We start from the raw sequence: 25,815 nt of genomic DNA, 5'->3' as shown, positions 1-25,815 counted from the left end.
GGAGGCGAGACAGCGGGTCATTAAATCCGCTTGATGGTTGGTGCAAACTAGACGGGTGAGTAGCCAGCATTCGCATGTACCCCCGCGCGTTCTCGAGCAGTCGACCAAACTGCAGAACGTGGTCTACGAGATCCGTGGGCCGGTTCACGCACAGGCAGCACGCCTGGAGGCCGAGGGCCACCGCATTCTCAAGCTCAACATCGGCAACCCGGCCACCTTCGGCTTCGAGGCGCCCGATGTGATCATGCGCGACATCATCGCCGCCCTGCCGTATGCCCAGGGGTACTCCGAGTCCAAGGGCATCCTGTCGGCGCGGCGCGCGATCGTGACCCGGTACGAGCTGGTACCCGGCTTCCCTGAGCTCGATGTGGACGACGTCTACCTCGGCAACGGGGTGTCCGAGCTGATCACCGTCACCATGCAGGCCCTGCTCGACAACGGCGACGAGGTGCTGATCCCGGCGCCCGACTACCCGCTGTGGACGGCCATGACCAGCCTGGCCGGCGGTACTCCGGTGCACTACCTGTGCGACGAGGAGAACGGCTGGCAGCCCGATGTCGCCGATATCGAATCCAAGATCACCGACAAGACCAAGGCCCTGCTGGTGATCAACCCGAACAATCCGACGGGTGCGGTGTACTCGGCGGAGGTGTTGCAGCAGATCGTCGACCTGGCGCGCAAGCACCGGTTGCTGCTGCTGGCCGACGAGATCTACGACAAGATCCTCTACGACGACGCCAAGCACATCTCGCTGGCCTCACTCGCCCCCGACCTGCTGTGCCTGACGTTCAACGGGCTGTCGAAGGCGTATCGGGTGGCCGGTTACCGTTCGGGCTGGCTCGCGATCACCGGGCCGAAGGATCACGCGGCCGGTTTTCTCGAGGGCATCGATCTGCTCGCGTCCTCGCGACTGTGCCCGAACGTGCCCGCTCAGCACGCCATTCAGGTGGCGCTCGGCGGGCATCAGAGCATCGAGGATCTGATCCTGCCCGGTGGGCGGCTGCTCGAGCAGCGCGATGTGGCGTGGGAGCGGCTCAACATGATCCCCGGTGTGTCGTGCGTGAAGCCGCGTGGCGCGCTGTACGCGTTCCCGCGACTTGACCCGAATGTGTACGAGATCCACGACGACGGGAAGCTCGTACTGGATCTGCTGCTGCAGGAGAAGATCCTGATGGTGCAGGGGACTGGCTTCAACTGGCCCACCAACGACCATCTGCGGATCGTGACCCTGCCGTGGGCGCGCGATCTTGCCGTGGCGATCGAGCGATTCGGCAACTTCCTCGCCGGCTACCGACAGTAGGGCTACAGTCGGGGCTCACTTGCCAGGGCTTTAACCTGTGAGTTTCTGGGTCCCTGGTCAGGATGCCCATCTTGGTATGGCAGGCAAAACAGACTGAGAGTTCGGAATGTTGGATGTTTTGAAGATCTACTAGTGCAAAAGTCCATCTTTTGTGTACAGTAGACCTCGGCGCTTCGGCGCCCTGGCCCGGTTGTCTACCCCCCCTGGACAACCGAGAGCCTTAGGTACGCGCGCCTACCCCCCTGGGCGCCTGCCTCCGGCGGCGGAGACACCCCCCTGCTCTCCGCCGCCCACAAACCCGCCTCCCCGGGTCTAGTCCAGAGCTAGGCCCGGGGAGGTTTTGTGTAGCACCAGATCACTCCTGAACATGGGTAACTTCCCGGGAACGGGCTAGCCGAGCCAACGAGCCTCCCGCCGCCCGCCATCGCAGGTCTGTACGCGCCTGAGCCTGGCCTAGATTCGAGGAGTGGCGGGCAGCGTCCTTTAAGCTTCGGGCCGTGAGCGAGCATCATCATCACCATCACGACCATTCCGGGCCGATTGCCATCAGTGACACCGCAGCCAAGGTTGTTGTCGGGTTGCTGGCGATCATCGGGGCGGTGGTGCTGGTCGCGACGGTGATCTTGTGGCCGAGCGCGCAGCACGTCGAGATTCCGTTGCCGATGCAGACCATGACCGGTGAGGCGGTGCAGACCGAGGCCGGAACCGTTGTCCTGCAGGACATCGGGCCCTGCGGGAGTCCGTCGAACGGGAAGGTATTCGCGGACAACCCGCAACCGCCGCGGACCGCCTCCTACACGTGTCAGCGCAGCATCATCGAGCTCAGGTCGGGGCCCGACGAGGGCAAGAAGACGCTGTTCGAGATCGCGCCGGGGCCGGGGCAGCCCGATCTGCGGGCGGGCGACGAGATTCGGGTGGTGCGGGCCGCTGATCCGGCGGGGATCACCATGTACGCCTTCGAGGACTACTCGCGCGGGCTGCCGTTGGCCTTGATCGTGCTCGCGTTCGTCGCAGTGATCTGTGTGGTCGCGCGGTGGCGAGGGTTCCGGGCGCTGGTCGGGTTGTGCTTCGCGTTCGGTGTGGTGGTGATGTTCCTGCTGCCCGCGCTGCTCGACGGGAAGTCGGCGATTCCGGTCGCGCTGGTGTCGGGGGCGCTGATTCTCTACGTGGTGCTGTATCTCGCGCACGGAGTGAATCTGCGGACCAGTTCGGCGTTGCTCGGGACGCTCGCGTCGATGGTGGTGGCGGCGGTGCTGTCGTGGCTGGCTATCGAGGCCACGCATCTCACCGGGTTGTCCGAGGAACAGAACACCAACGTGGCGACCTACATTCAGCACGTGAGCATCACCGGGTTGCTGCTGGCGGGCTTCATCATCGGTTCGCTCGGTGTGCTCAACGACGTGACCATCACGCAGGCCTCGGCGGCCTTCGAACTCGCCGCGCTCGACGAAGGCGCGACGCGGCGGGAGATCTTCACCGCGGCCATGCGGGTCGGGCGCGACCACATCGCCAGTACGGTCTACACGCTCGTGCTCGCCTATGCCGGTGGGGCGCTGCCGCTGCTGCTGCTGTTCAGTGTGGCGGGGCGGTCGATCACCGATGTGCTGACGGGCGACGCGGTGGCCATCGAGATCACGCGATCGGCGGTGGGTGGCATCGCGCTGGCGTTGTCGGTGCCGTTGACGACGGCGATCGCGGTGATGCTGGCACGGCCGTTCGGGTCGAAGCCGGCAGTGGTGGCGCCCGCGCGGGCCAGGCACGCTCGGAACTGAATCCGACCGTACCCGGAATTCAGTTCGGCACACCGCGCCCGGAACTGGGCAGGCGGGGCCGCGCCCGGAACTGGGCAGGCGGGCCGCGCCCGGAACTGGGCAGGCGGGCCGCGCCCGGAACTGGGCAGGCGGGCCGCGCCCGGAAACTGGGCAGGCGGGCCGCGCCCGGAACTGGGCAGGCCGGCCGCGCCCGGAACCGGGCAGGCGGGCCGCGCCCGGAACTGGGCAGAATCGAGCGGTTACTGACCGGCGGGTGGGAAGCCGGGCAGGACAACCGGGGGCAGGGTGGGCAGGACGACCGGGGGGAGCCCAGGAACCACGGTGAAGGTGTTGGGGCCCTGGGTGGGCGGCGCGGTGGTGGTTACCTCCGCTCGGCGCGGATAGGTCGGTGGGGCGGCCACGGTTTCGTGTTGGACCTCGGTGGTCGCGACCGGAGCCGTCGACGGGCTGACGGCGCTGGGGCGCGGCGGAGTGGACGCGGGGACAGCTTGCGAACCGTCGCTCGACGAACCGCGCTCGAGCACTTCGGGGCCGTAACCGAGGCCGAGACCGATCGCGGCGACGACCACCAGCGAACTCACCGACAGCACCGCCACATTCAGTTCCCGGCGGGGATGAGCGCGATTGGTGAGCGCGCTGAGCGGGCGGCGGCCGCGGGTTGGCGCCGTCAGCCAGGCGGGGGTCGTGTCGTCGTGTTCGCCCATCGGGACCGGCGCCGGGGCGGCGGGCGCCTGCTGGACCTGGGCGGGGCGGGCGAGCAGCGCGGCACCGCGGGCCAGCGCGGTCTCCGGCTCGGCGGGCACGATCACCGGCACGCCGATCGTGCGCTCGAGCACACGTGCGATCAACGGAATCCGGGCGCCACCACCGAGAACCATCACCGCCTGCACAGGATGTTGCGCGCGGATGATGACATCGCGGGTCATCCGGGCCGACGACTCGATCGCCAGCGTCATCAGCGCTTCGAAATTCTCCTGCGTGAGCAGCACCAAGCCCTGCTCGCTGGGTAAAGCCACCGCATTGCTGTTGGACAGCTGCTCCTTGGCGGCCCGGCACAGCGCGTCGAGGGCGGCAAGGCCCGCCGGGTCGGCCGGATGTGCGATCCGGCCCGAGGCGATCTGCTGCTCCCTGATCAGCGAATCCAGGTAGTCGCCGCTGATGTCGCTGATCCGCTCGCACTGGTACACATCGCTGGTGCGGGCGTTGATCACGCTCACCGTGAGACCCGAACCGCCCAGGTCGTACACGGCCAGCGTGGACACTTCGTGCAGATCGCTGGTGGCGTGGGCGAAGTGCACGGCGGCAACGGCTTCGGGAACGAGCTGATAGTTGGTGAGCTGGCGCCTGGCCATCGCGGCGCGGATGGCCCTGGCCTGCGGCTCGCTGCGGAAGGTGATGGTGGTGGCGACGACCTCCGGCGATGCGGCCAGCGTGGCGGCGATCGCGTCGGCGGCGAACTCCTCGGCCCGCTGTTCGGGCATCAAGATGGATTGCAGCTCGAATGAATTCGGCGGGACCGCACCGTGCGGGCCACCGTGCTGCGGACGCGCAAGGCGCACCGTCCCGGCCCCCACCGATACTCCCAGAACCGAACTCATGCGCTGCCCATCTCGTCCGTGCTGCACGAAATTCGTCCAGCCCCCGCTTGGCTCGCTACTCTACGGGGTGCCGAGTCCGGCGTACACCCACCCGGCTTGACGCCAGGATGTGCTGTCCAAGCAGTTGCGACCGTCGATGATCGAACGGGAACGAACCACCGGGTCCAGGTCGGCCGGAGTCAAAGCGGTGAATTCGTTCCATTCGGTAAGTACCAGCACCACATCGGCGCGATCACACGCCTCCGAGACCGAGGTCGCGTAGTTCAGTGTGGGGAACACGCGGCGCGAATTCTCCACTGCTTTGGGGTCGTACACGGTGACGACGGCGCCGTGCAGCTGGATCATGCCCGCCACATTCAGGGCGGGCGAATCGCGCACATCGTCGGATTCGGGCTTGAAGGCCGCGCCGAGGACCGCCACATTCGCGCCGAGCAGGGAACCACCGCAGGCGCGGGCGGCCATGTCGACGACCTTGGTGCGGCGGCGCATATTGATGTTGTCGACCTCGCGCAGGAACGCGACGGCGTGATCGGCGCCGAGTTCGCCCGAGCGGGCCATGAAGGCGCGGATGTCCTTGGGTAAGCAGCCGCCACCGAAACCAAGTCCGGCATTGAGGAAGCGGCGGCCGATGCGGGCGTCGTAGCCGAGTGCGTCGGCCAGCATGGTGACGTCGGCGCCGGTGGCCTCACAGACCTCCGAGACGGCGTTGATGAACGAGATCTTGGTCGCCAGAAAGGCATTCGCCGAGACCTTCACCAACTCGGCGGTGGCCAGGTCGGTGAGCAGGAAGGGGATCTCGGCGGCGATGAGGTCGGCGTAGATCTCGCGGATGTGCTGCTCAACCCACGCCGAACGTTCGCGGACATGGTCGAGACCGAGGACGAGGCGGTCGGGGCGCAGGGTGTCCTGAACCGCGAAACCTTCGCGCAGGAACTCGGGGTTCCAGGCGACCTCCACCTCGACATTCGCCTGCTCGCGGGCCCGAATACCAAGGGCGGCAGCGGTTCCCACCGGCACCGTGGACTTGCCGACGATCATCGCCGGGCGTTCCAGCATCGGGGCGAGCGTGTCCACCACGGCGTGAACGTATTTCAGATCGGCGCCGTACTCGCCCTTCTTCTGCGGTGTTCCGACACCGAGGAAGTGGACGTCGGCGTGGGCCGCGGCATCGGAGTAGTCGGTGGTGAACCGCAGGCGGCCGGCGGCGAGGTTGCGTTGCAGCACTTCCTCGAGGCCCGGCTCGTAGAACGGCACCACACCATCGGCCAACTTGGCCACCTTGCCGGGATCGACGTCCACCCCGACCACGTCGTGTCCCAACTCGGCCATACACGCTGCATGCGTGGCTCCGAGGTACCCCGTTCCGAAGACTGTGCATCGCATACTGCTGTTGGTAAGCGGCGCGCGTGGCTACACCGCGTCAGCGAAGCAAGAGGGGGCGCAACATCTGGTGTACAGGGGGGAACGTGCGGTGGAGTGGGTCTCTCGCGAGGGCTCTACCTGCGGTGATGCGATTCTGGTCGGTGCATGGTTCGGATCGTCGGCCTGCACTCCTGGTGAGTGCGTGGTCCGCGGGAGATCCGGCCTAATCGTGCAATCGGCGTCTTCGTAATCAGATTTCTGACTGCGCGAGCGCGAATTGCACGATTACGCCGGGCCGGTGGCCGGTTCACTAGCATTTGCTGATGCGCCGGATCCTGTTTGCCACGGGTGGATTGCTGGTCGTGGTGTTGATCGCGGTGGTCGCGCTGTGGCCGGTGTATGTGCGGCCGCGCACAGATGACCCGCAGGTGGCCGATGCGATCCTGGTTCTCGGGGGTGCGCACGACGGGCGCGAACAGCTCGGGCTGCGATTGGCGGCCGAGGGGTACGCGCCGCGGGTGCTGATCTCCAACCCCTATGAGCACAGCCCGATGGTGAATCGAATCTGCCATGGGGGCTACCGCTTCGAGGTCCGCTGCTTCGACCCGAGTCCCCGCACGACTCTTGGCGAGGGGCGCGAGCTGGCGGGCTTCGGCGCTGACTGGGACCGCGTCATCGTGGTCACCTTCACCCCGCACATCTCCCGCGCCCGCTACATCCTCGGGAAATGCTGGGACGGCGAGTTGCTGTTCGTCGACCCCGAACCACACCTCTCGCCCGCCCGCTGGGCGTGGGACTACGCGTATCAGTCGGCGGGGTTCGTGAAGGCCTGGTTCGCCGATTGCTGAGGGCGCCGCAGTCGCCGAACGCGTAAGGCCCCGCTCCGAAGAGCGGGGCCTTACGTGGGAAAACTGTTGGGGCGTAAGCCCTATCAGTTGGCCGGAGCGAGCTCAGGAGCCGGGGCCGCGACGGCCTTCGGCTTGTCGGCCCACACCGTGGTGCCGTCCGGAGCCTGCAGCACCTGCAGCAGCTCCCAGCCGGTGACGGCCATGGTCGGACCACCGATGGCGATCATGCCAACGATTCCGCCGACAGCGGCACCGACGGTCAGACCGGGGATGCAACCGACGGGGATGGTGACAACGCAACCGATCAGCGCGCCGACGGCGGTGCCGACGAACGTACCGATGGCGGTGCCGATGCTGAACTTGCTGGAGAAGTCGTTGATCGCCTTCTGGTTCTCCTGCGCCGACGCGATGTCCTTGAGCACCGGCTTCGGGCTGACCACCTGCTGGCCGATGGCCACCCCGGCAGGCTTCTCGGGAGTGAGCTCCAGAACAGTGGAGTCCTTGACGACCTCGGTCTTGGTCGGGATCTCCGCGCCACCGATCGAGAAGGCGATCGGCAGGGCGATCACGACCGCGCCGCTGGTGTCCTTGATCTCGGCGATCTTGGTCTTGGGTGCTTCGGGGGTCTCGCCGTCCTGCTCGACGATCGAGAAGGTGCCGTTTTTCACGGTGGCGACGACGGTCTTGTCGACCAGCTTGACCGAGTACTTGATGTCCTGCGGTGCCTCTTCGGCATGAGCAGTGCCCATGGCAACGGTCATCGCCCCGATGACCAGCGCGGCAGCCGCAGTGGTTCTACGGAAGTTCATTCAGGTTCCAATCCATCAGGTGTGGTGCGGCGTGCGATCGAGCGACACGCGAGATCTCGTCAAGCGGGGCATCCCTATGAGATGTCCCCTACTTCTCCCCGAGCAGTGTGAAGACCGGCACAGCATGCAGAACAGCTGGAGCCTAGTGGACCGAATGCCGTGAGGCCAGAAGGAATTTCGGTGGATTTAGTAAGCCTGACCTTAGCTTCACCGCAGTTCACGCACGGTTTACGGTGTTCAGCAGGCGCTACGGGAACCCCGCAGCAAACTTTTTTGTGATATTGCTCACAGGCAAATCGCAGGTCAAGTCCCAGTAAACAAGGTCAGAGCGCAAATGCCGATACTACGGTGGACAGCAGTAGTTACTGGCCGGTAACTTAGTGGCAGTTACGATACGAGCAATTGAGTGAGGTCTCCTCGCTCAGACCCTCGTGTTGCCTCGAAAGAAAGGTCGCGACATGAATGCCCTGACTATCACGTTGGGCACGATTGGAGCTGTGCTCAGCCTGTTCTGTTGGGCGTCGTTTATCGGCGGCGCATGGAACATCGGCAAGGCCATCACCATCGGCCAGTCAGCTCCCGATCGTTGGCGACCGTTCTTCCCGCGGTTCAAGAACATGTTCATCGAGGTCGCGGCCCATACGCGGATGAACAAGTTCCGCACCGTCGGCTGGGCGCACTGGCTGGTCATGACCGGCTTCATCCTCGGCGCGATCCTGTGGTTCGAGGCCTACGGCCAGACCTTCGACGGCTCGTTCCACTGGCCGATCATCGGCAACTGGGCGATCTACCACCTGACCGACGAGATCCTCGGCATCGGCACCGTGGTCGGCATCGGCGCGCTGATCATCATCCGTCAGCTGAATCACCCGCGGATTCCCGCGCGCCTGTCGCGTTTCAGCGGCTCCAAGATGGCGCCCGCCTATGTCATCGAGACGATCGTCTTGATGGAGGGCCTCGGCATGATCTTCGTCAAGGCGGGCAAGATCGCCACCTACGGAAACGGCCACGCCTCTACCGACTTCTTCACCATGCAGATCGCGAAGCTGCTGCCCGCGAGCCCGACCATGGTGTCGATCTTCGCGTTCATCAAGCTGATGTCGGGCATGGCCTTCCTGTACCTGGTCGGCCGCAACATCACCTGGGGCGTCGCCTGGCACCGCTTCTCGGCCTTCTTCAACATCTACTTCAAGCGCGAGGCCGACGGCAGCGTCGCCCTCGGTGCGGCCGCGCCGATGATCTCCAACGGCAAGGTTCTCGACATGGAGAACGTCGACCCCGAGGTCGACACCCTTGGCGCGGGCCGCATGGAGGACTTCTCCTGGAAGGGCTGGCTCGACTTCACCACGTGCACCGAGTGCGGTCGCTGCCAGTCGCAGTGCCCCGCCTGGAACACCGGTAAGCCGCTCTCGCCGAAGCTGCTGATCATGTCGCTGCGCGACCACGGTTACGCCGCCGCCCCGTACCTGCTGGCCGGTGGCCGCAAGGACGCCGGCGGTGACGAGGTCGGCCTGGTCGACGCCGATGGCAAGCCCGATGAGGCCGCGCTGGCCAAGATCCCCGCGGCGGCGCGCGCCGAGGCGGATCGTCCGCTCGTCGGTGGCGAGGATGTCCACGGCATCATCGATCCCGAGGTGTTGTGGTCGTGCACGACCTGTGGTGCGTGTGTCGAGCAGTGCCCGGTCGATATCGAACACGTCGACCACATCATCGACATGCGCCGCTACCAGGTGCTGATCGAGTCGGAGTTCCCCTCCGAGCTGGCCGGTCTGTTCAAGAACCTCGAGAACAAGGGCAACCCGTGGGGTCAGAACTCCAAGGACCGCCTGAACTGGATCAAGGAAGTCGATTTCGACATCCCGGTCTTCGGTAAGGACGCCGACAGCTTCGACGGCTACGAGTACCTGTTCTGGGTCGGTTGCGCCGGCGCCTACGAGGACCGTGCGAAGAAGACGACCAAGGCAGTGGCCGAGCTCCTCGCGACCGCGGGAACCAAGTTCATGGTCTTGGGCGCGGAAGAGACCTGCACCGGTGACTCCGCTCGCCGCGCGGGCAACGAGTTCTTGTTCCAGCAGCTGGCCCTGCAGAACATCGAGGTCATCAACTCGGTGTTCGAGGGTGTCGAGCAGTCCAAGAAGAAGATCGTCGTCACCTGCGCGCACTGCTTCAACACGCTCAACAACGAGTACCCGCAGGTCGGTGGCACCTACGAGGTCGTGCACCACACCCAGTTGCTGAACCGGCTCGTGCGCCAGAAGCAGCTGGTCCCGGTCGCGACGGTGTCGCAGAACATCACCTACCACGACCCGTGCTACCTGGGCAGGCACAACAAGGTCTACGACGCACCGCGTGAGCTGATGGAAGCCTCCGGTTCGAATCTGATCGAGATGCCGCGGCACGGCGAACGTTCCATGTGCTGTGGTGCCGGTGGTGCTCGGATGTGGATGGAAGAGCAGCTCGGTAAGCGCATCAACGTCGATCGGGTCGATGAGGCGTTGTCGACCAACCCGACCAAGATCGCGACCGGTTGCCCGTTCTGCCGGGTGATGCTCAACGATGGCGTGACCGCTCGTCAGGAGCAGGGTCAGGGCGAGGGCGTCGAGGTTGTCGATGTTTCGCAGCTGATGCTGGACTCGATCACTCGTATCGGCGCTGCTGAGTTGTCGGCGAATCTGGTTGTTATCCAGGAGCCCAAGGTCGAGCCGGAACCCGAGGTCGAGCCGGAACCGGTGGCCGAGGTCGCTGCTGCGGCCGCGCCGAAGGCTGCTCCTGCTGGAGGCGGCCTCGGTATGAAGGGTGCCGCGAAGGCGCCCGGCGGTGGTCTGGGGATGAAGGGTGCCGTGAAGGCTCCCGGTGGTGGGCTCGGTATGAAGGGTGCTGCCAAGGCGCCGGGTGCGAAGGCCTCCGCTGAAGCTGCCCCCGCCGAAACCACTGCGGCCGCTCCGGCCAAGGGTCTCGGCATGAAGGGTGGAGCGAAGGCTCCCGGTGGTGGGCTCGGTATGAAGGGTGGCGCCAAGGCTCCCGGTGCCAAGGCCCCTGCGGTCGAAGCTGCCCCCGCCGCCGAAGCCGCGGCTCCCGCTCCCGCGGTCAAGGGTCTGGGTATGAAGGGTGGAGCGAAGGCTCCTGGCGGCGGACTCGGCATGAAGGGTGGTGCGAAGGCGCCCGGCGCGAAGGCTCCGGCCGCTCCTGCCGCGGAAACCCCTGCCGCCGAAGCCGCTCCCGCACCGGCCGCGCCGGTCAAGGGCCTCGGTATGAAGGGCAAAGCCAAGGCTCCGGGTGCCAAGGCGGCAGCTCCGGCCGCATCGGCCCCCGAGGTGTCGGCAGCTCCGGCTCCCGCTGAAGCTCCTGTCGCCTCCGAGGTCTCGGCTCCCGCCGAATCCAAGCCGTCGGTGCCCGCCAAGGGTCTGGCCATGAAGTCCGGCCTCAAGCGTCCCGGCCCGAAGGCTCCCGGCACCGCTGCGGCGCCCGCTGCGGCCCCGGAACCCGTGGCCCCGGCGGAATCCGCGGCTGAACCGGCAGCGCCCGCGGCGGATTCGGCCACCCAGGCCGAGCCGACCAACGGCAACGGCAACGGCACCACAGTGGCTCCGCCGACCGCGAAGCCCGGCGGCCTCGGCTTCAAGTCCGGTGCGAAGTCCCCGGGCCGCAAGAACTAACAACTGAACACGAACACCCAGTGAGGCGCGGATTCCCCGGAACCCGCGCCTCACTGCTTTTCTGGGCGCCCGATACCTGCATTCGGCTGACTTTGATATCATGAAATCGATAGTTTTGATATCTGGAGGTGGGCTATGTCCCGGACACTGATTGACATCGACGACGACGCGCTGAACCTCGCGGCGGAAGAGCTGGGAACGAAGACCAAGGTGGCTACCGTCAACGCGGCGCTGCGCGAAGTCGCGAATCGGCGTGCTGTCGCGAACATGTTGCAGCAGTTCCGCGACAGTGACACCGACCTCTCACCCGAAGGAATGAAGGGGGCCTGGCGCTGAGGACAATCTTCATGCTGGCGGACAAATCTGCCATCGAATCGGTTCTACGCGACCCCGCTGCCGCAGCGGATTTCCATGCCGTCACCAAGATGCCGGGCACCCTCGTCGCGGCGTGTCACCTCACCGCGCTCGAGGTCGGTTACTCGGCCCGCTCGCTAGCGGACTACTCCGCGAAGATCGGGCATCAGAAGTCGCTGGTGTGGCTGCCTGTCACCGAGGAGGCGATGGATCGAGCTCTGGCGGTGCAGGGCCTACTCGCCGAACGCGGTGGGCACCGCCTCCCGATCCCCGACTTGATCATTGCCGCGACAGCGGAAGTGCACGGCGCAACCATCATGCACGTCGACAGCGACTACGAAACGATCGCTGAGGTCACCGGCCAGCCCCACCACCGTCTGCCGACGGGTTGATTCGCGCCGGAACAGCATTCGGCAGCAACGGGTGGCGGACAAGCCAAAAGGCCGGTAGCGGGATCGCTACCGGCCTTCTGACTGCTCTGTGCCTACGTACGCGGCCCACTGATTACGGTGGGTACATGGGTAACTCCCCGATCACCTCCCGGCCGTAGCGCGCTTGACGCAAGGCCGAGGGCTGACGGTCGAGCTCCCGGACGACTCGCTGAATACTCGGGGAGGCGGAACTGTCAGTTGGTGCGGATCGACAGACCGGGGTTGTCCGAGAGGACGACGGTCAGGGGCTGGGCGAACAGCTGGGGGGTGTCGCCGGTGATGGCGCCGATGATGTTCGGGATCTCGCAGATGGGGAAGTCGGCGACCGAGGACGCGCTGGAGATGCCGAGAGCAAGGCGGCCGGTGACGATGGCGCCGCCGGAGTCGCCGGGGAGGGCGCAGATGTTGGCCGAGAAGCTCTGGGTGAGCTGGCGTTCGCCGACCTGGACGGTCTGGTCGATGCCGTTGATCACGCCGCAGCTGAAGCCGGTGCGGGCACCGGACTTGCAGACGGGGGCGCCGACCACAGGGACGGCCACACCGTCGACGGCGATGGGGGCGTTGCCGGGGACGCGGACCAGGTTGTTCTCGAAGCGGGCGCGCGCGTTGTCGTTGACCCGGATGATCGAGTAGTCCTGCTCGCCGAGCACCGACTTCTGGAAGGTGCCCAGCTGGGCGCCCGCACGGTCGCCGTTGACCTCGTACACGGCGGCGGCGTTGCCGGAGCCAGCCGCCTCGATGTCGGGGTTGCAGTGGCCCGCCGAGATGTTGACGACGTTGCCCGAGCGGTCGGTGCCGTTGAAGCCGAGCGAGCAGCGCAGCGAGCTGCGGCCGATCACGGAGGCGTAGCCGTCGCCGCCGGCCAGCGCACCGTTGCCGTCACCGGCGACGGGGGTGGCGGACAGTTCGATCCGCTCGCCTGCCACCGGCGGAGCGGTGACGATGACGCGGGAGGGGTCGATGAAGCTGGGCAGCGGCAGACCGGCCTGCTGCACGCGGACCGCGATCGAGTTGTTCACGGTGTCGACGACGACGCCACGCACCAGCGCGGAGATCTCCGGCGGTGCGGCGGCGAGCCAGTTCTCGAAGGCGGTCTTCTCGCCGCGCAGGGTGGACTCGCTCTTGGCGACGTTGCGGACCTCGAAACCGACCGACTGCGCGGCTTCGCGGGCTTGGTCGGCGCCGGGACCCTGCGACAGCGCGACGACGGCGTTGCCCTGGTCGCTCAGCCAGGAACCGGCGAAGACCTGCGGGAACTGACGCTGCGCGGTGGTGGAGAACGCGGCCACCTGCTGCGCGACTTCGGCGCGGCGCAGGTACTCGTCGGGGGAGATCTTCAGATCCCGGGTGACCGCCTCGATGAGCTGGGCGGGCAGATCTACGGGTGCGGGCTGCGCGTCGGCAACCGCCATCGTGGGGCCGAACAGCAGAAACGCCGCCGAAGCGGCGAGTACGGATTTCCGAGCTCTTCTCGAGCTTCGCGCGGACGGGGTACGACCCATACGTGGCAGGAGCATGGTCCGAACTATATGGGCTCGAGCGACTTATGCCTACTCGGACCGGGTAAGAGATTTCGCTCACCCGGTCCGGTCGGTGATTTGAGCCCGCTCAGCCCGCGTTGGGCTTGGTGCGCACCATGATTCCGCTGCCGACGCCGCCGCCGGAGCTCGCCTCGATATCGGCCAGGATGGGCCGGATCGGGATGCCGAGGGAGGCGGTGCCGCCGTAGGGGGCGAGCTGGGTGTTGGCTTCGGTGCAGTTGGGTGCGGCCGAGGCGTTCGAGCCGCTGGTGATGCCGAGGGCGAGCGTGCCGGACACGATGGCGCCGCCGCTGTCACCGCCGAGGGTGCAGGCAGTGCTGGCGAAGCCGCGGATCGTCTTGCTGACGCCCGCCTCGGTGAACAGCTGAGTCTCCACATGGTCGGCCGAGACGAAACCACAGGTGAAGGTGGAGGACTGGCCGGTCTTGCAGACCGGTGCGCCGGTGACGGGTTCGGCGGTGCCGGTGAGGGTGAGGGTGGTGCCTTCGGCGCCACGCACCCGAGGCTGGTCCATACCCGCGTTCACCGCGCGCTCGTTGAGCTTGATCACCGAGTAGTCCAGCGAGGCGGCGCCGCCGAGCACGGCGTGGGTGAACGAGCCGACCTCGGGGCTGTTGGGGATATCGCGCACGTTCGGTACGTAGACCACGGCGGAGCCGCCGCCGTCGACATTCGGATTGCAGTGGCCGGCGGAGATATTGAGCGCGTTGCCCGCGGCGTCGGTGCTGTTGAAACCGAACGAGCAGACATCGACGCCGCGCAGGTCGGCGTCGTGCAGGTCCTTCTTCGCGGTGATGTAGGTGTCGCCGCCCATCGGCTTGTACTCCACCGGACCGCCGCCGCCGGGCGAGAGCACCACCTTGATGGTGGCGATCAGGGTCGGCAGGTTGAGCATGTGGCCGGTGGGGGTGTTGGCCACGTTGAGCACCAGCTGGCTGTTGAGCGCGTCGATCGCGATCGAGCTGATCGGCGCGGAGATCGCGGGCGGCAGGCTCGCGATCCACTGACTCAGCTGCACCAGCGCGCCTTCCAGGCCACCGGCCGAGATCGGCGCGAGGTGGGTCTGGTAGCCGGCGGCGGTGACGAGCTTGCCCGCATCGGCGTCGGTGGTGGCGACGACGGCCTTGCCCTCCGGCGTGAGCCAGGCACCGGCGAAGGTGTCGGGGTTCGCGGCGCGGAAATCGTTCGCGTAGTCGCGCAGTTGCTGGGCCCGCGCGGCGCGATCGAGGTACTGGGCGGGGGTCATCCCGAGATCACGCGAGAGCGCGGTGACCAATTCGGCGGGCAACGCATCGGCTGAGAGTTGTAGTGGCGCAGGTGGTTCCGACGACGCGATACCGGATCCGAGCAGGGGTGCGAGTAGAACAGTCGCGGCGAACCCGGCGGAGGCTGCCTTGACCGCGGCGCGACGCGCCACCAACTTGCGCATGAAATCCCTTCGTCGACAACCAGTGACCGAGAACACCGCCGGCGGCGATCATGTCGGTCAGCGCATCACTCTAAGGCACACTCGCCCAGCTGGCGCGGTTACCGCCCGGCTGCTGGATTCAGCGCTGACCCGGGATGGTCAGCGGCGCGGGGAGATAGCCAGGTGGGTAGGTCCCGAAGGGCGACCGAGGGCGGGTGGTGGTGGGGCTCGGGGTGGTCGTCGGCGGGGTGGTCGTCGGTTCCGGGGTGGTCGTCGGTTCCGGGGTGGTGGTCGTGGGCTCCGGCTCGACGGTGGTGGTGACCGGCGTGGTCGATTCGACGACCGGCGGCGGTGGGGGCGGCACGGGTGCCGAGGTGGGGGGCGGCGTTTCCGGGCGGGCATCGGAAATCGCCGGTGGCGTGATCGTTTCGGGATCGCGGATCAGCACCGAGACCGCGACCCCGCCGAGCAGCAGGCCGATGAGCGCGGCGGCGGCGATCAGGAAGGGGGTTTTGGCGCTGGCGGGCTTCTCGGCGGGCACCACCGCGGGCTCAGCGATCGGCGCGATCGGCGCCATCGCCTTCGTCGGCAGGGGTGAGACCGGCAGCGCCGCCGAATAGGCCTGCGCGGTCACCGCGGACGGTTGCAGCGCGGGCATCACATCGGTTGCGACCATGGCGTTCTCGGTGACGATCGGGTCGGGCGGAGTCGCGCCCGCCGGGGTCGCCAGCACCGCGACCAGCGCGGCCTGGGCGGCGGCATTGGCGAAGGTCTTGCCCGGATCGGCGCCGTCGGCGGGCTGGGGCAGTTCGTCCTCGCCGAGCAGGGCCACCGACTTCAATCCCAGATAGTCCAATGCCTCGCGCACGCCGCGCACGACCTCGGGCGACCAGCCCGCGGGGTGGGTCGCGTAGAACTCGGCGGGACCGCTGAGGTGCTCGGTGGTGAGATCGATCAGGCAGAACATGGCCGTCGCGAGGAGGTCTTCGGCGCGGTAGGCCTCACCGCCGTCGACATCGACACCGGCCGGGTCACCGATCGCGCGCACGAAACCGGCGATCGAGTGGGCGTGCCCGGTGGGCGCGGGTCCGCCGAGGGCGGCGTCACCGTCGTCGGACATGTGCAGGACCGAAGCACGCTCGATGACCTGAACCGTGCCGTCCTCGGTGACCACCGCGGCGATGCATTCGTCATCGGCGATACGCAGGCCGACCCCAGTGGCCATCGGCGGAACACCCCTCAATTCGGCGTCGACATCGTCCGCGCGTGTCACACCAGCAATTGGCCGTGTCCCATCGCGCGCAGCATTGACAGTAATTCCGATCGTGAGCGCGCGCCTAGTCGACGTCGGATTCGCGCGACGTGATGCTCCACGGTCTTCGCGGAAATGTACAGCCTCGCGCCGATCTCGCGATAGGTCAGACCGAGCAGGACCAGCTCGGCTACCTCGCGTTCGCGGTCGCTGAGCGTGCCTGCCTCGCTGGTCAGCGGCGTTGGCCCGGCGGGTGCTTGCGGCAGCGGTGGGGCGGTCGGTCGCGGCGGCTCGACCGGGTGGGCCTGCGTGCGCACCGAACGCGCGAGCTTGAGCAAGGCGGTGGCGGTCGCCGAATCGCCCGCCGCGAGGGCGGCCTCGCTGGCCAGGCGGGCGGCGTCCCAGGTGAGCCCGAGTTCGGCCAGCGCCGACACCGCGGCCTGCACGTCGGCCGCGACGACCTGCCCGCGCAGCACGAGCACCCAGGTGCGCCCGGCGTCGGCCAGCACGCCTGCCTGCCGGTCGCCCGCTTGCGCCGCCGTCTTCAGTGCGTGGGCGTGCGGCAGGAGCGCGCTCGGCGACTCGTCGGCCAGCGCGGCCTGCACCCCGTACCAGTGGAAGGAATTGGACCAGGCCGGTGCGCGGCCCAGTTTGCGCACCAGCGCCCTGGCAGCGTCGACGAGCGGCTCGATCCGGCGTACATCGCGCAGGCGCACGCCCGCCAGCCACAGTTCGCCGATCGGCAACAGGCTCAGCAGGTCGGCTTCCAGCTCGTCGAACAGTGGGCAGGCCGCTTGCCACGCGCGAGCCAGCGCCGCGTGATCGCCGCCGCGGCGGGCCAGGCCGACGGTGAGGGCATGGGCGAGGAGTTGATCGCGTGGCGCGAGAGCGGGGATGTCGATCTCGGCGAGGGTGCTCGCGGCGCGGCGTTCGTCGCCGCCGAGCAGCGCGGTCCAGGCGGTCAGGACCGGGAGTTGCCGGCCACCGCCCATGCCTGCCGCCCGGCGCAGCGCGTCACCGGCGCGGCGGGGCTCGCCGCTGCCGAGGCAGAGCAGGGTGGCGATCGAGACCGCCGAGCAGGGCAGATAGCGATCGTCGCCGGTGTCGGTGTTGCCCGCTTGGATCAGCGCGGAGATCGCCGCGGCCGTGCCGGTTCCGTGCGGGTCGAGCGATTCGTCGAGCGCGCCCGCGATCAGCCGGGCGCCCGCGTCGGCCTCGGTCGGCGGCCAGTGCTGCGCGGATTCGGACATGCGCGCGGCGGCGGCCTGTTCACCGGCCAGGGTGAGGACCATGGCCGCGGGCGCCCAGTCGGCGCCGATTCGCTCGGGTCCGAGCCAGTTGTACAGTCCGGCAGCCCGGCTCACCAGTCCGCGGCGGGTGAGTACGCCCGCGCAGATTCGCACCGCGGCGACGAGTTCGGTGCGTGCGATGTTCTCTGCGGTCAGCAGGGGTTCGGCCAGGCGGAGCGCGGTGTCGGTGTCACCCGCGTGCGCGGCGGCCTCGGCCCAGCGCACCGCGATCGACTCGACCGGGGCGCCCGCCGCGGCCGCTGCCGCGTAGCAGCGAGCCGCCTGGTCCGACTTCTCGGCTGTGCGGCAGAGGAACTCGGCGAGCCGGGCGTCGACGACACCCGACTCGGCCAGGATCAGCGCCGTGCGATCGCGCAGCAGGCCGGCGTCGAGGCGCGCGGTGAGCAGCCTGCGCTGCACATCGACATAGCGGCGATCGCCGAGCAGCGTCCGCAGCGGACCGACCGCGGGCGAGAGGAGCAGGTCGGCATCGGTGACCAGCGCGCCCGCCCTGGCACGGTCGATCAGCTCGTGCGCGGTGGCGGTGTCGACCCCGAGCACCTCGGTGAGTTCGGTCGCGTCCAAACCGGTTCCGGTCGCCGCGATGACCAGCGTTTCGAGCAGCTCGGGTTCGACCGCTTCCAGCAGCGACCTGGTCCAAGCGGTGACGGCTTCGTCGACCGCTGTCTCGCAGGTCTCGAGCGTGGCCGCGCGGGCACCGACCAGCGCCGCGACGACACCGCCGGGAATTCCCGCCGTCAGCTGATGGATGTGCGCCGCGAGCGGCTGGGACACGGCCACGCCGAGTTCCCTGGCGAACGAGGTGATGTGGGCACTACCGAGGGCCCGCAGATCCACCGTGCGGCCGTTGCGCGCCACCGCGTCGGCCAGCGCGCGCAGCCGGGGGTCGTGTGGGCGCGGCTGGGTGGTCAGTACGACGGAGCGTTGGCCGGTTTCGATTGCCGCGCAGAGTGCGCGAAGCTCGGCGTCGCTGTAGCGGTGGACATTGTCGGCGACGAGCACCGCCCGGTCGGGAACCCGGTGCTCGACATTGTCGGCGGATTCGACGACCGGAATGCCGCGGCCACGCAGATGTGCGCGAACGGCGTTGAGCAGGAACGATTTTCCGGTTCCGGCCCGGCCGCGGATCAACAGCAGCACTGTCTGCTGGGCGGCGGTGTCGAGATCGCGGAAAACTGTTCGGGCGTGGGGGAAGGTCTCGTGGGCGATCTCAGCCACCGTTTCCTCCGAGGACCCGGCCTGGCAGCTGCGTGCCCGATTCGAGGGTCTCGTCGACCGCGCCACCCACGCCGTCGAGCAGACCGCCGGGATCGACCTTGATGGTGGGAACCTGCGGCCGGGTTGGTGCGGGAGCCGGGGCTGGGGCTGGTGCGGGGGCCGGAGCAGGAGCGGGTGCTGGTGCGGGCGCCGGAGCAGGCGCGGGTGCCGGGGCCTGCCCAGCGGGCGGTTCCTGCGCGGCGGGACCTGGCTGGCCTGCGGTCGCTGGTGCTCCGTCGGCGGGTGCTCCAACGGCGGGTGCTCCGGCGGCGGGTGCCGAAGTTCCCGCCTCTGGTGTGCTGCCAGGAGCCCCGGGCGTGCCGACCGGGATCGCACCCGAGGGCACCGCGGTACCGGTCGCGCCTGGCTTGGCCGGGTCGGTGACCACGGAGTTCGTGGCATTCGCTGTCCCCGCCGTGCCGCCTGCGCTGGTCGACGAGGGTGCGCCGGGGACCGGCGGGGCGCCGGTGGTCGCGGCGGGTCCGGTGGGTGAGAACTGGGTGGCGCCACCGAGAGCGAGGGTGCCGGTGGCCAGCGCGGCCATGGTCAGGGCCGCCGCCGCGACGATCGCCGAGCGTTTGGCCGTGAACATCTTGGTCCGGACGGGCTCCGACGGTGGCAACGCGAGTTCGGCGACGGCCGGTGCCACGGCCGCCGGTTCCACCCGCACTACCGGGATGGCCACGGTGGGCACGCTGATCGCGGCGACGTCGAGGGCGATCTCGGCCGCGCCGTGTGCCGCACAGGTCGCGGGGTCGGCGCAGGCGATCACCGGCAGGCCGAATTCGGTGGAGATCAGCTCGGCGACAAGGGGAATCGCGCCACCGCCACCGGTGAGGAGCACCCGACTGACATCTGCGAGGGTGAGTTCGGCGCGGCGCACTGCGTCCTGGAGCAGGCTCATCGAGTCGAGCAGGATCGGACGCAGCAGATCTTCGAGCTCGCCCCGGGTCAGCCGGACCTGTTCGGTGTGGACGGAAGGGTTGAGCATGCCGACGGGAATAGCCGTCGCGGTAATTCTGGAGAGCTCTTCTTTCGCAATTCTGCAGCGTTCCCGCAGTGCCGACAATTCTTCTTCGACAACGGGATCGAATGGGTCGATCTCATTTCCGTCCAGAACATTTGCCAGCACGTAGCGCATGGTGAGCAGGTCGAATTCCGAACCGGCGACCGCGGTGCTGTGTGCCGGGGTGCCGAGCAGTCCCGCCTGTTCGCCCGTACGGAGGACCGTCACCGTCAATCCGCTCGCGCCGAGGTCGTAGACGAGCAGCGCGCCGTCGTCGAGCGGTCCGTGCTCGATCTCGTACCGGCGCACCGCGGCCAGCGGCTCGGGCACCAGCGTCACCTCGGGCAGGCCCCAGCGCGCGAGCGCGGACCTGGCGGCCTCGACCGTCTGCTCCGGCCACCATGCCGGGCAGCACGCGACGGTGGTCGGCGCATCGGTGACGGTGCCGGAAAGTTCGGCGACCAGCGCGCGGGTCGCGGCGGCGACCAAATCGGCCGCGTCGTGGGTGGAACCGTCCGCTGCCAGCAGATCTACCGGATCGCCGACTCTGGACAGGTAGTCGTCGACGACCACCGCGCGATGATGTCGCGCCGTGTCGGCGAAGCTCACCGATCCGTCGGCGCCGAGCGACAAGGCGCTGCGGTGTGTGAGAACCGTGACACCGGCGCCGTCGGCTGTCGTAGCCACGGCGACCGAATTCACCGCTCCGACAGTGATGCCGAGCGCCTGACGCTCTGTCATGTGACAACCCCGTTCGCAGGACTTCCGGTGGACCGGTAACGCTTGTGTGCAGCGAGATCGCCGATGGCGGGCGTCCCACTCGATCTGTCGGTTGCTAGGGAGCAGCTGTTACCTGCGATGGGGCAAGTACGGGGAAATTCCCCTAATCGGCGGTGGGCCCCTAATGGGGCACCCCGACGTGAACTAGGTATTCGCCCCATTACCTGTAACGGCGAACCCACCTAGCGTGAAAGACATTCCAACGACAAACAGATCCGGCACCACCGCCCATGATCTGGAGGAGCTGATCTCGATGACACCTAACGCGATTCTGGAGTTCATCCTCAATCTGCTGCGCGACCCGGACGCCGCGGCCAATTACTGCGCCAACCCCTGCTATGCGCTCACTGAGGCAGGCCTGGCGGTTACCCCGGAGGATATCTCCGCGGTCGCCCCGATGGTGGCGGAATCCGCGCTGGTCAGCGGCGGATCCCAGTTGCAGGCGATCGTGGCGGCCGGCGCCGCGGCGAGCACGAGCGCGGCCCTCGCCTCCACAGCGACAGCTGCCGCCGCCGTCACGGCGGCCGCCGCAGCCGACAGCGACGTCGACCTCGGCCTCGACGTCGGCCTCGGCGCCGTTACCTCGGTTGTCGCCGATGCTGCCGCCCAGGTAGGGGCAGGTCTCGACGTCGCTCTGAACGCCGTCACCGGCGCGAACGTGAACGCCGATCTGGGCGCCGACCTGTCCGCCGGTCTGACCGGCGCCCTCGGCGCAGGCCTCGGCCTGACCGGCGCGATCGACAGCGCCGCGAACCTCGGCGCAAACCTCGGTGCAGGCCTCAACGGTGCCTTGAATGGCGCGGTTGGCGTGGGTGGCGATCTTGCTGCTGGCCTGGGTGGTGCTTTGAATGGTGCCGTCGGTGCAGGTGGCGATCTTGCTGCTGGCCTGGGTGGTGCTTTGAATGGTGCCGTCGGTGCAGGTGGCGATCTAGCTGCCGACCTCGGTGGCGCCCTCAATGGTGGGGTTGGTGTGGGTGGCGATCTTGGTGGTGCTTTGAACGGCGCGGTTGGCGCGGGTGGAGACCTGACCGCCGGCCTCGGTGGGGTGCTGAATGGCGCGGCGGGTGCGGGCGCCGATCTCGGTGCGGGCCTCGACGGTGCGTTGAGTGGCTCGGTCGGCGCTGGTGCGGATATCGGTGCTGGTCTCGGTGGTGTGTTGAACGGGGCGGCGGGTGTGGGTGCAAATCTCGAAACTGGCTTGGACGCTGCTCTTGGTGGTGCGGCTGGTGCGGGTGCTGGTCTCGGTGGTGTGTTGAACGGGGCGGCGGGTGTGGGTGCAAATCTTGAAACCGGCTTGGACGCTGCCCTTGGTGGCGCAGCTGGTGCGGGTGCTGGTCTCGGTGGTGCGCTGACAGGTGCGGTCGATGCGGGTGCTGGTCTCGGTGGTGTGTTGAACGGGGCGGCGGGTGTGGGTGCAAATCTTGAAACTGGCTTGGACGCTGCTCTTGGTGGTGCGGCTGGTGCGGGTGCTGGTCTCGGTGGTGCGCTGACAGGTGCGGCTGGTGCGGGTGCTGGTCTCGGTGGTGTGCTGACAGGTGCGGCTGGTGCGGGTGCTGGTCTCGGTGGTGTGCTGACAGGTGCGGCTGGTGCGGGTGCTGGTCTCGGTGGTGCGCTGACAGGTGCGGTCGATGCGGGTGCTGGTCTCGGTGGTGGCTTGGATGGTGCGGTCGGGGTGGGTGGCGATGTCGCTGCTGGGCTCGGCGGTGGTCTCGAGGCTGGGCTGAACGGTGCGACCAGCGCGGCGGGCGGACTGGGAGCAGGCGTCAACGGTGGTCTCGGGGCGGTGGCGAACGCGGGGGCACAGGCCGCGGGTGGGCTCGGTGCGTCCGCGACAACTACGGCGATCACCGGTCTCGATGGTGCGGTCGGCGCAGGTGGGGACCTCGGCACCGGCCTGGAGACCGGGTTCGGCGGTGCCGCCTCGGCAGGTACCGAGCTGATCGGTGGCTTCACCGGTGGGGCGAGCGGCGAGTCGGGTGCCGGGTTCGGTGTCGACGGACTGGTCACCGGCAACGGCGCCGCGCAGGTAACGACCGGTTTGGAGTCAGCTGTGTCCACCACGACGGGCATCGGTCTGACCACCGGCCTGCAAAGCGATCTCGAGACCGCCGCCACTTTCGGCACCGACGTCGCGGGCTCGGTCACCTCGGGTGCACAGGCAGGGCTGACCGGTGCCGTCGAATCCGGTGTGGGTCTGGCCGGTGGCGCCCAGTCGGGGTTGACCGGTGCTGTCGAATCGGGTGTGGGTCTGGCCGGTGGCGCGCAGTCGGGGTTGACCGGTGCTGTCGAATCGGGTGTGGGTCTGGCCGGTGGCGCGCAGTCGGGGTTGACCGGTGCTGTCGAATCGGGTGTGGGTCTGGCCGGTGGCGCGCAGTCGGGGTTGACCGGTGCTGTCGAATCGGGTGTGGGTCTGGCCGGTGGCGCGCAGTCGGGGTTGACCGGTGCTGTCGAATCGGGTGTGGGTCTGGGCGGTGGCGCGCAGTCGGGGTTGACCGGTGCTGTCGAATCGGGTGTGGGTCTGGGCGGTGGCGCGCAGGCTGGTCTGGGCGGGCTCGCCGAGACCGGTGGCGGCCTGGGCGGTGGCGCGCAGTCGGGGTTGACCGGTGCTGTCGAATCGGGTGTGGGTCTGGGCGGTGGCGCGCAGGCTGGTCTGGGCGGGCTCGCCGAGACCGGTGGCGGCCTGGCCGGATCGGCGGCCGGTGGTGCGCAGGTGGGTCTGAACGGTGTCGCGGATGCCGGTGCTGGACTCGCGGGTTCCGCTGTCGGCGGTGCGGAGACCGGGTTGAGCGGCGCCGTGACGACCGGCGCCGACCTGACCGGCGGCGCCCAGGCCGGAACCGGCCTCGAGACCGGACTCGGCGCAGGACTGTCGGGCGCGGCTACGGGCGGTACCCAGGTGGCAGGCGGCCTCGCGTCCGCCTTCGACGGTTCCGCGCAGGGCAGCACCGCCGCGACCGGCGGCCTCACCGGCCAGAGCACCGCGACTTCGACCACTCAGGTCGACGCGTCCGGCACGGTCGGCGCGACAACGCAGGGCGCGGTCACCACCGCGGCCGACACCTGGTCCGCGGTCGACGTATCCAGCGCGTTCGGTTCCGGCCTGCACGGTTCCGGCCTCGGCGGTACCGAGGCGTCGCTGTTCGGTGAATCGAGTACCGTCACCGAGACCGGTGCCGACATGCACACCGACGGACTGTTCCACTGAGCGAAACGGGCGCTGCGATGGCGATTCTCGCACCGAACGAGGTGCCGCTGACGACGGTGTTGTCCGACACCGTCGCGGCGGCCCACGCCGCGGGCCGCGATGACCTGGTCGGACGCCTGGAGAAGGTGGCCGAGCGGGTGCGCGACCCGCGGCACCGGATCGTCGTCACCGGCCAGCTCGGTCAGGGCAAGAGCCGGTTCGTGAACGCGCTGCTCGGGCTGGATGTGTGCCGGGTCGGCGACGACGCGACCACCGTGCTCCCCTTACAGCTGTCCTACGGCGAACAGCAGCGGGCGTACCTGGTGCTCACCGCGCCGGGCACCGACGAATCGCGGGTGGAGATCCCGTTCGACGAGATCGGCGATATCGATACCCGAAGCCCGCTGGCGCAGGGCAGGCACCTCGTCCGGATCGAGGCCGAGCTCCCCAGCCAGCTGCTGGCCGACGGCATCGTCCTGATCGATACCCCCGGCGTCGGCGGACACGGAAGTGCTTGCGCCGCAGGTGTACTCAGTCTCGCCGCAGCCGCCGACGCGGTGCTCGTGCTCTCCGACGCCTCCACCGAGCTCACCGAACCCGAGCTCACCTTCGTCCGCCAGATCCGCGAAATGTGTCCCGCGGTCGCCGTCTTGCTCACCAAGACCGACCTGTATCCGCACTGGCGCCAGGTGCTGGAGGCCGACCGCGCCCATCTGCTGCGCGCGGAAACCGATGTCACCCTGATTCCGGTGTCGGCGCTGCTGCGCGCGCACGCCTTGCGACTGCAGGACGCGGAGCTGGGCAAGGAATCCGGTTTCGGCGTGCTGTTCGGTTTTCTGCGCGATCGGGTCGTTGCCCGCGATCAGGCGGCCACGCGGCAGGCAGTGGCGCGCGAATTGCATTCGGCGGCAGAGCATCTGGCTTTGGTGCTGGGCAGTGAGCTGGTGGCGCTGCGCGATCCGGCAAGCGGCACGGCCGCGGTCAGCGAGCTGCAGTCGGCCCGCGCCGCCGCCGAGGACCTGCAACGACGGACCGCGAGCTGGCAGCAGACCCTCACCGACGGCATTACCGACCTCGTCGGCGATATCGACCACGACCTGCGCGACCGTCTGCGCGGCATCGCCCGCACCGGCCAGGAGTGGATCGACGAGAACGACCCCGGCCGGCATTGGGGCGCGATCACCGAATGGCTCACCGGCACCGTCGACACCGCACTCGGCGACAACCTGCTGCTGACCCACCACCGAGCGGAACTGCTCGCCGAACGGATCGCGGGCCACTTCCACGAGGTCGGCGCGGTCGAGCTGCCGGAGGTGCACGCGGGGGTGGACGACAAGAACGGCCTGGTCAGCTCGGGTTCGCTGGCCGATCTCGAGCCGGATATCGGCTTCACGAGCAAGGTGCTGGTCGGTATGCGCGGCTCTTACGGCGGCGTGCTCATGATCGGTCTGGCCACGACCTTCGCCGGCCTGGCCATGCTGAACCCGATCTCCCTCGGCGCGGGCCTGATCGTCGGCGGCAAGGCCTACCGCGACGACAAGTCGGCCCGGCTGGCACGTCGGCGCATCGAGGCCAACGGCGAGGTGCGCCGGTTCCTCGACGACGTGGCATTCCAGGCGGCCAAGGACACCAAGGACCGCCTGCACCGCATCCACCGTGCGTTGCGCGACCATTTCGCCGGAGTGGCCGAGCGCAGCCTCCGCTCGATCGACGCTTCGCTGCGCGCGGCACAGGACGCGGCGGCGATGGCGGCCACGCACCGCGCCGAGCGCACCGTCGTGCTGGAACGTCAACTGCACGCGGTCGCCGAGCTGCGCCGTTACGCGGAATCGATGCAGGCCGACTCGAGACGGGCCGACGGTACGGTATCTGGGTGACCCACCGTTTCGACACCGCCGCGCCCGGCGACCGGACCACACCACCGATCCTGGCCGAAGCGCACGAGCT

The 25,815-nt window shown here is 68.4% G+C and carries 16 protein-coding genes; 8 read left to right on the top strand and 8 right to left on the bottom strand.

Features of this window, described 5'->3' with window-relative positions:
* The first annotated feature begins 55 nt into the window (after positions 1-55).
* Entirely contained in the window at positions 56-1,300 is a 1,245-nt protein-coding gene (locus tag ACTWPB_RS28130) for a pyridoxal phosphate-dependent aminotransferase (protein ID WP_446223485.1), read from the top strand.
* Between the two features lie 497 nt (positions 1,301-1,797).
* Positions 1,798-3,072 (top strand): YibE/F family protein, encoded by a 1,275-nt coding sequence (locus ACTWPB_RS28125; protein WP_446223484.1) that lies wholly within the window; start codon positions 1,798-1,800, stop codon positions 3,070-3,072.
* A 239-nt stretch (positions 3,073-3,311) separates the two neighbouring features.
* Here the strand turns inward: ACTWPB_RS28125 and ACTWPB_RS28120 are convergent, their stop codons facing one another.
* On the bottom strand, positions 3,312-4,670 hold the full coding sequence (locus tag ACTWPB_RS28120) for an Hsp70 family protein (RefSeq protein WP_446223483.1): 1,359 nt from the start codon (positions 4,668-4,670) through the stop codon (positions 3,312-3,314).
* A gap of 60 nt (positions 4,671-4,730) precedes the next feature.
* On the bottom strand, positions 4,731-6,053 hold the full coding sequence (locus ACTWPB_RS28115) for a UDP-glucose dehydrogenase family protein (RefSeq protein ID WP_446223482.1): 1,323 nt from the start codon (positions 6,051-6,053) through the stop codon (positions 4,731-4,733).
* Between the two features lie 302 nt (positions 6,054-6,355).
* On the opposite strand from ACTWPB_RS28115, the gene ACTWPB_RS28110 reads away from it, so the two are divergent.
* Positions 6,356-6,880 carry a YdcF family protein gene (locus ACTWPB_RS28110; protein WP_446223481.1) on the top strand — a complete coding sequence of 175 codons (525 nt, stop codon included), beginning with the start codon at positions 6,356-6,358 and terminating at the stop codon, positions 6,878-6,880.
* An 83-nt stretch (positions 6,881-6,963) separates the two neighbouring features.
* On the opposite strand, the gene ACTWPB_RS28105 is transcribed toward ACTWPB_RS28110, so the two are convergent.
* Positions 6,964-7,689 carry a hypothetical protein gene (locus tag ACTWPB_RS28105; protein WP_446223480.1) on the bottom strand — a complete coding sequence of 242 codons (726 nt, stop codon included), beginning with the start codon at positions 7,687-7,689 and terminating at the stop codon, positions 6,964-6,966.
* 458 nt (positions 7,690-8,147) lie between these two features.
* On the opposite strand from ACTWPB_RS28105, the gene ACTWPB_RS28100 reads away from it, so the two are divergent.
* From ACTWPB_RS28100 to ACTWPB_RS28090, 3 genes are all read left to right on the top strand, one after another.
* On the top strand, positions 8,148-11,345 hold the full coding sequence (locus ACTWPB_RS28100; protein ID WP_446223479.1) for a (Fe-S)-binding protein: 3,198 nt from the start codon (positions 8,148-8,150) through the stop codon (positions 11,343-11,345).
* Positions 11,346-11,480: 135 nt separating this feature from the next.
* A complete protein-coding gene (locus ACTWPB_RS28095; RefSeq protein ID WP_378948033.1) occupies positions 11,481-11,681 on the top strand; it encodes a type II toxin-antitoxin system VapB family antitoxin in 201 nt (66 codons plus the stop codon).
* A gap of 11 nt (positions 11,682-11,692) precedes the next feature.
* Entirely contained in the window at positions 11,693-12,091 is a 399-nt protein-coding gene (locus ACTWPB_RS28090) for a PIN domain-containing protein (protein ID WP_446223478.1), read from the top strand.
* 233 nt (positions 12,092-12,324) lie between these two features.
* Here ACTWPB_RS28090 and ACTWPB_RS28085 read toward each other — a convergent pair whose 3' ends face one another.
* From ACTWPB_RS28085 to ACTWPB_RS28065, 5 genes are all read right to left on the bottom strand, one after another.
* Entirely contained in the window at positions 12,325-13,647 is a 1,323-nt protein-coding gene (locus tag ACTWPB_RS28085) for a S1 family peptidase (RefSeq protein ID WP_446223477.1), read from the bottom strand.
* Between the two features lie 91 nt (positions 13,648-13,738).
* Positions 13,739-15,100 carry a S1 family peptidase gene (locus tag ACTWPB_RS28080; protein ID WP_446223476.1) on the bottom strand — a complete coding sequence of 454 codons (1,362 nt, stop codon included), beginning with the start codon at positions 15,098-15,100 and terminating at the stop codon, positions 13,739-13,741.
* 118 nt (positions 15,101-15,218) lie between these two features.
* A complete protein-coding gene (locus ACTWPB_RS28075; RefSeq protein WP_446223475.1) occupies positions 15,219-16,304 on the bottom strand; it encodes a hypothetical protein in 1,086 nt (361 codons plus the stop codon).
* Positions 16,305-16,348: 44 nt separating this feature from the next.
* The gene (locus ACTWPB_RS28070) at positions 16,349-18,859 is read right to left on the bottom strand and encodes a LuxR C-terminal-related transcriptional regulator (RefSeq protein WP_446223474.1); all 2,511 of its coding nucleotides are present in this window, start codon (positions 18,857-18,859) and stop codon (positions 16,349-16,351) included.
* Entirely contained in the window at positions 18,852-20,645 is a 1,794-nt protein-coding gene (locus ACTWPB_RS28065; RefSeq protein ID WP_446223473.1) for an Hsp70 family protein, read from the bottom strand. The genes ACTWPB_RS28070 and ACTWPB_RS28065 overlap by 8 nt, the downstream gene beginning before the upstream one ends.
* 292 nt (positions 20,646-20,937) lie before the next feature.
* Here ACTWPB_RS28065 and ACTWPB_RS28060 point away from each other — a divergent pair, with 292 nt between their 5' ends.
* Both ACTWPB_RS28060 and ACTWPB_RS28055 read left to right on the top strand, forming a co-directional pair.
* Entirely contained in the window at positions 20,938-23,889 is a 2,952-nt protein-coding gene (locus tag ACTWPB_RS28060; protein WP_446223472.1) for an IniB N-terminal domain-containing protein, read from the top strand.
* Positions 23,890-23,906: 17 nt separating this feature from the next.
* Positions 23,907-25,745, top strand: a complete 1,839-nt coding sequence (locus ACTWPB_RS28055; RefSeq protein ID WP_446223471.1) for a dynamin family protein — start codon at positions 23,907-23,909, stop codon at positions 25,743-25,745.
* Positions 25,746-25,815 lie beyond the last annotated feature (70 nt).

The sequence above is a fragment of the Nocardia sp. IBHARD005 genome (genome assembly GCF_052814245.1).
This window is presented reverse-complemented; position numbering and strand designations above follow the sequence as displayed.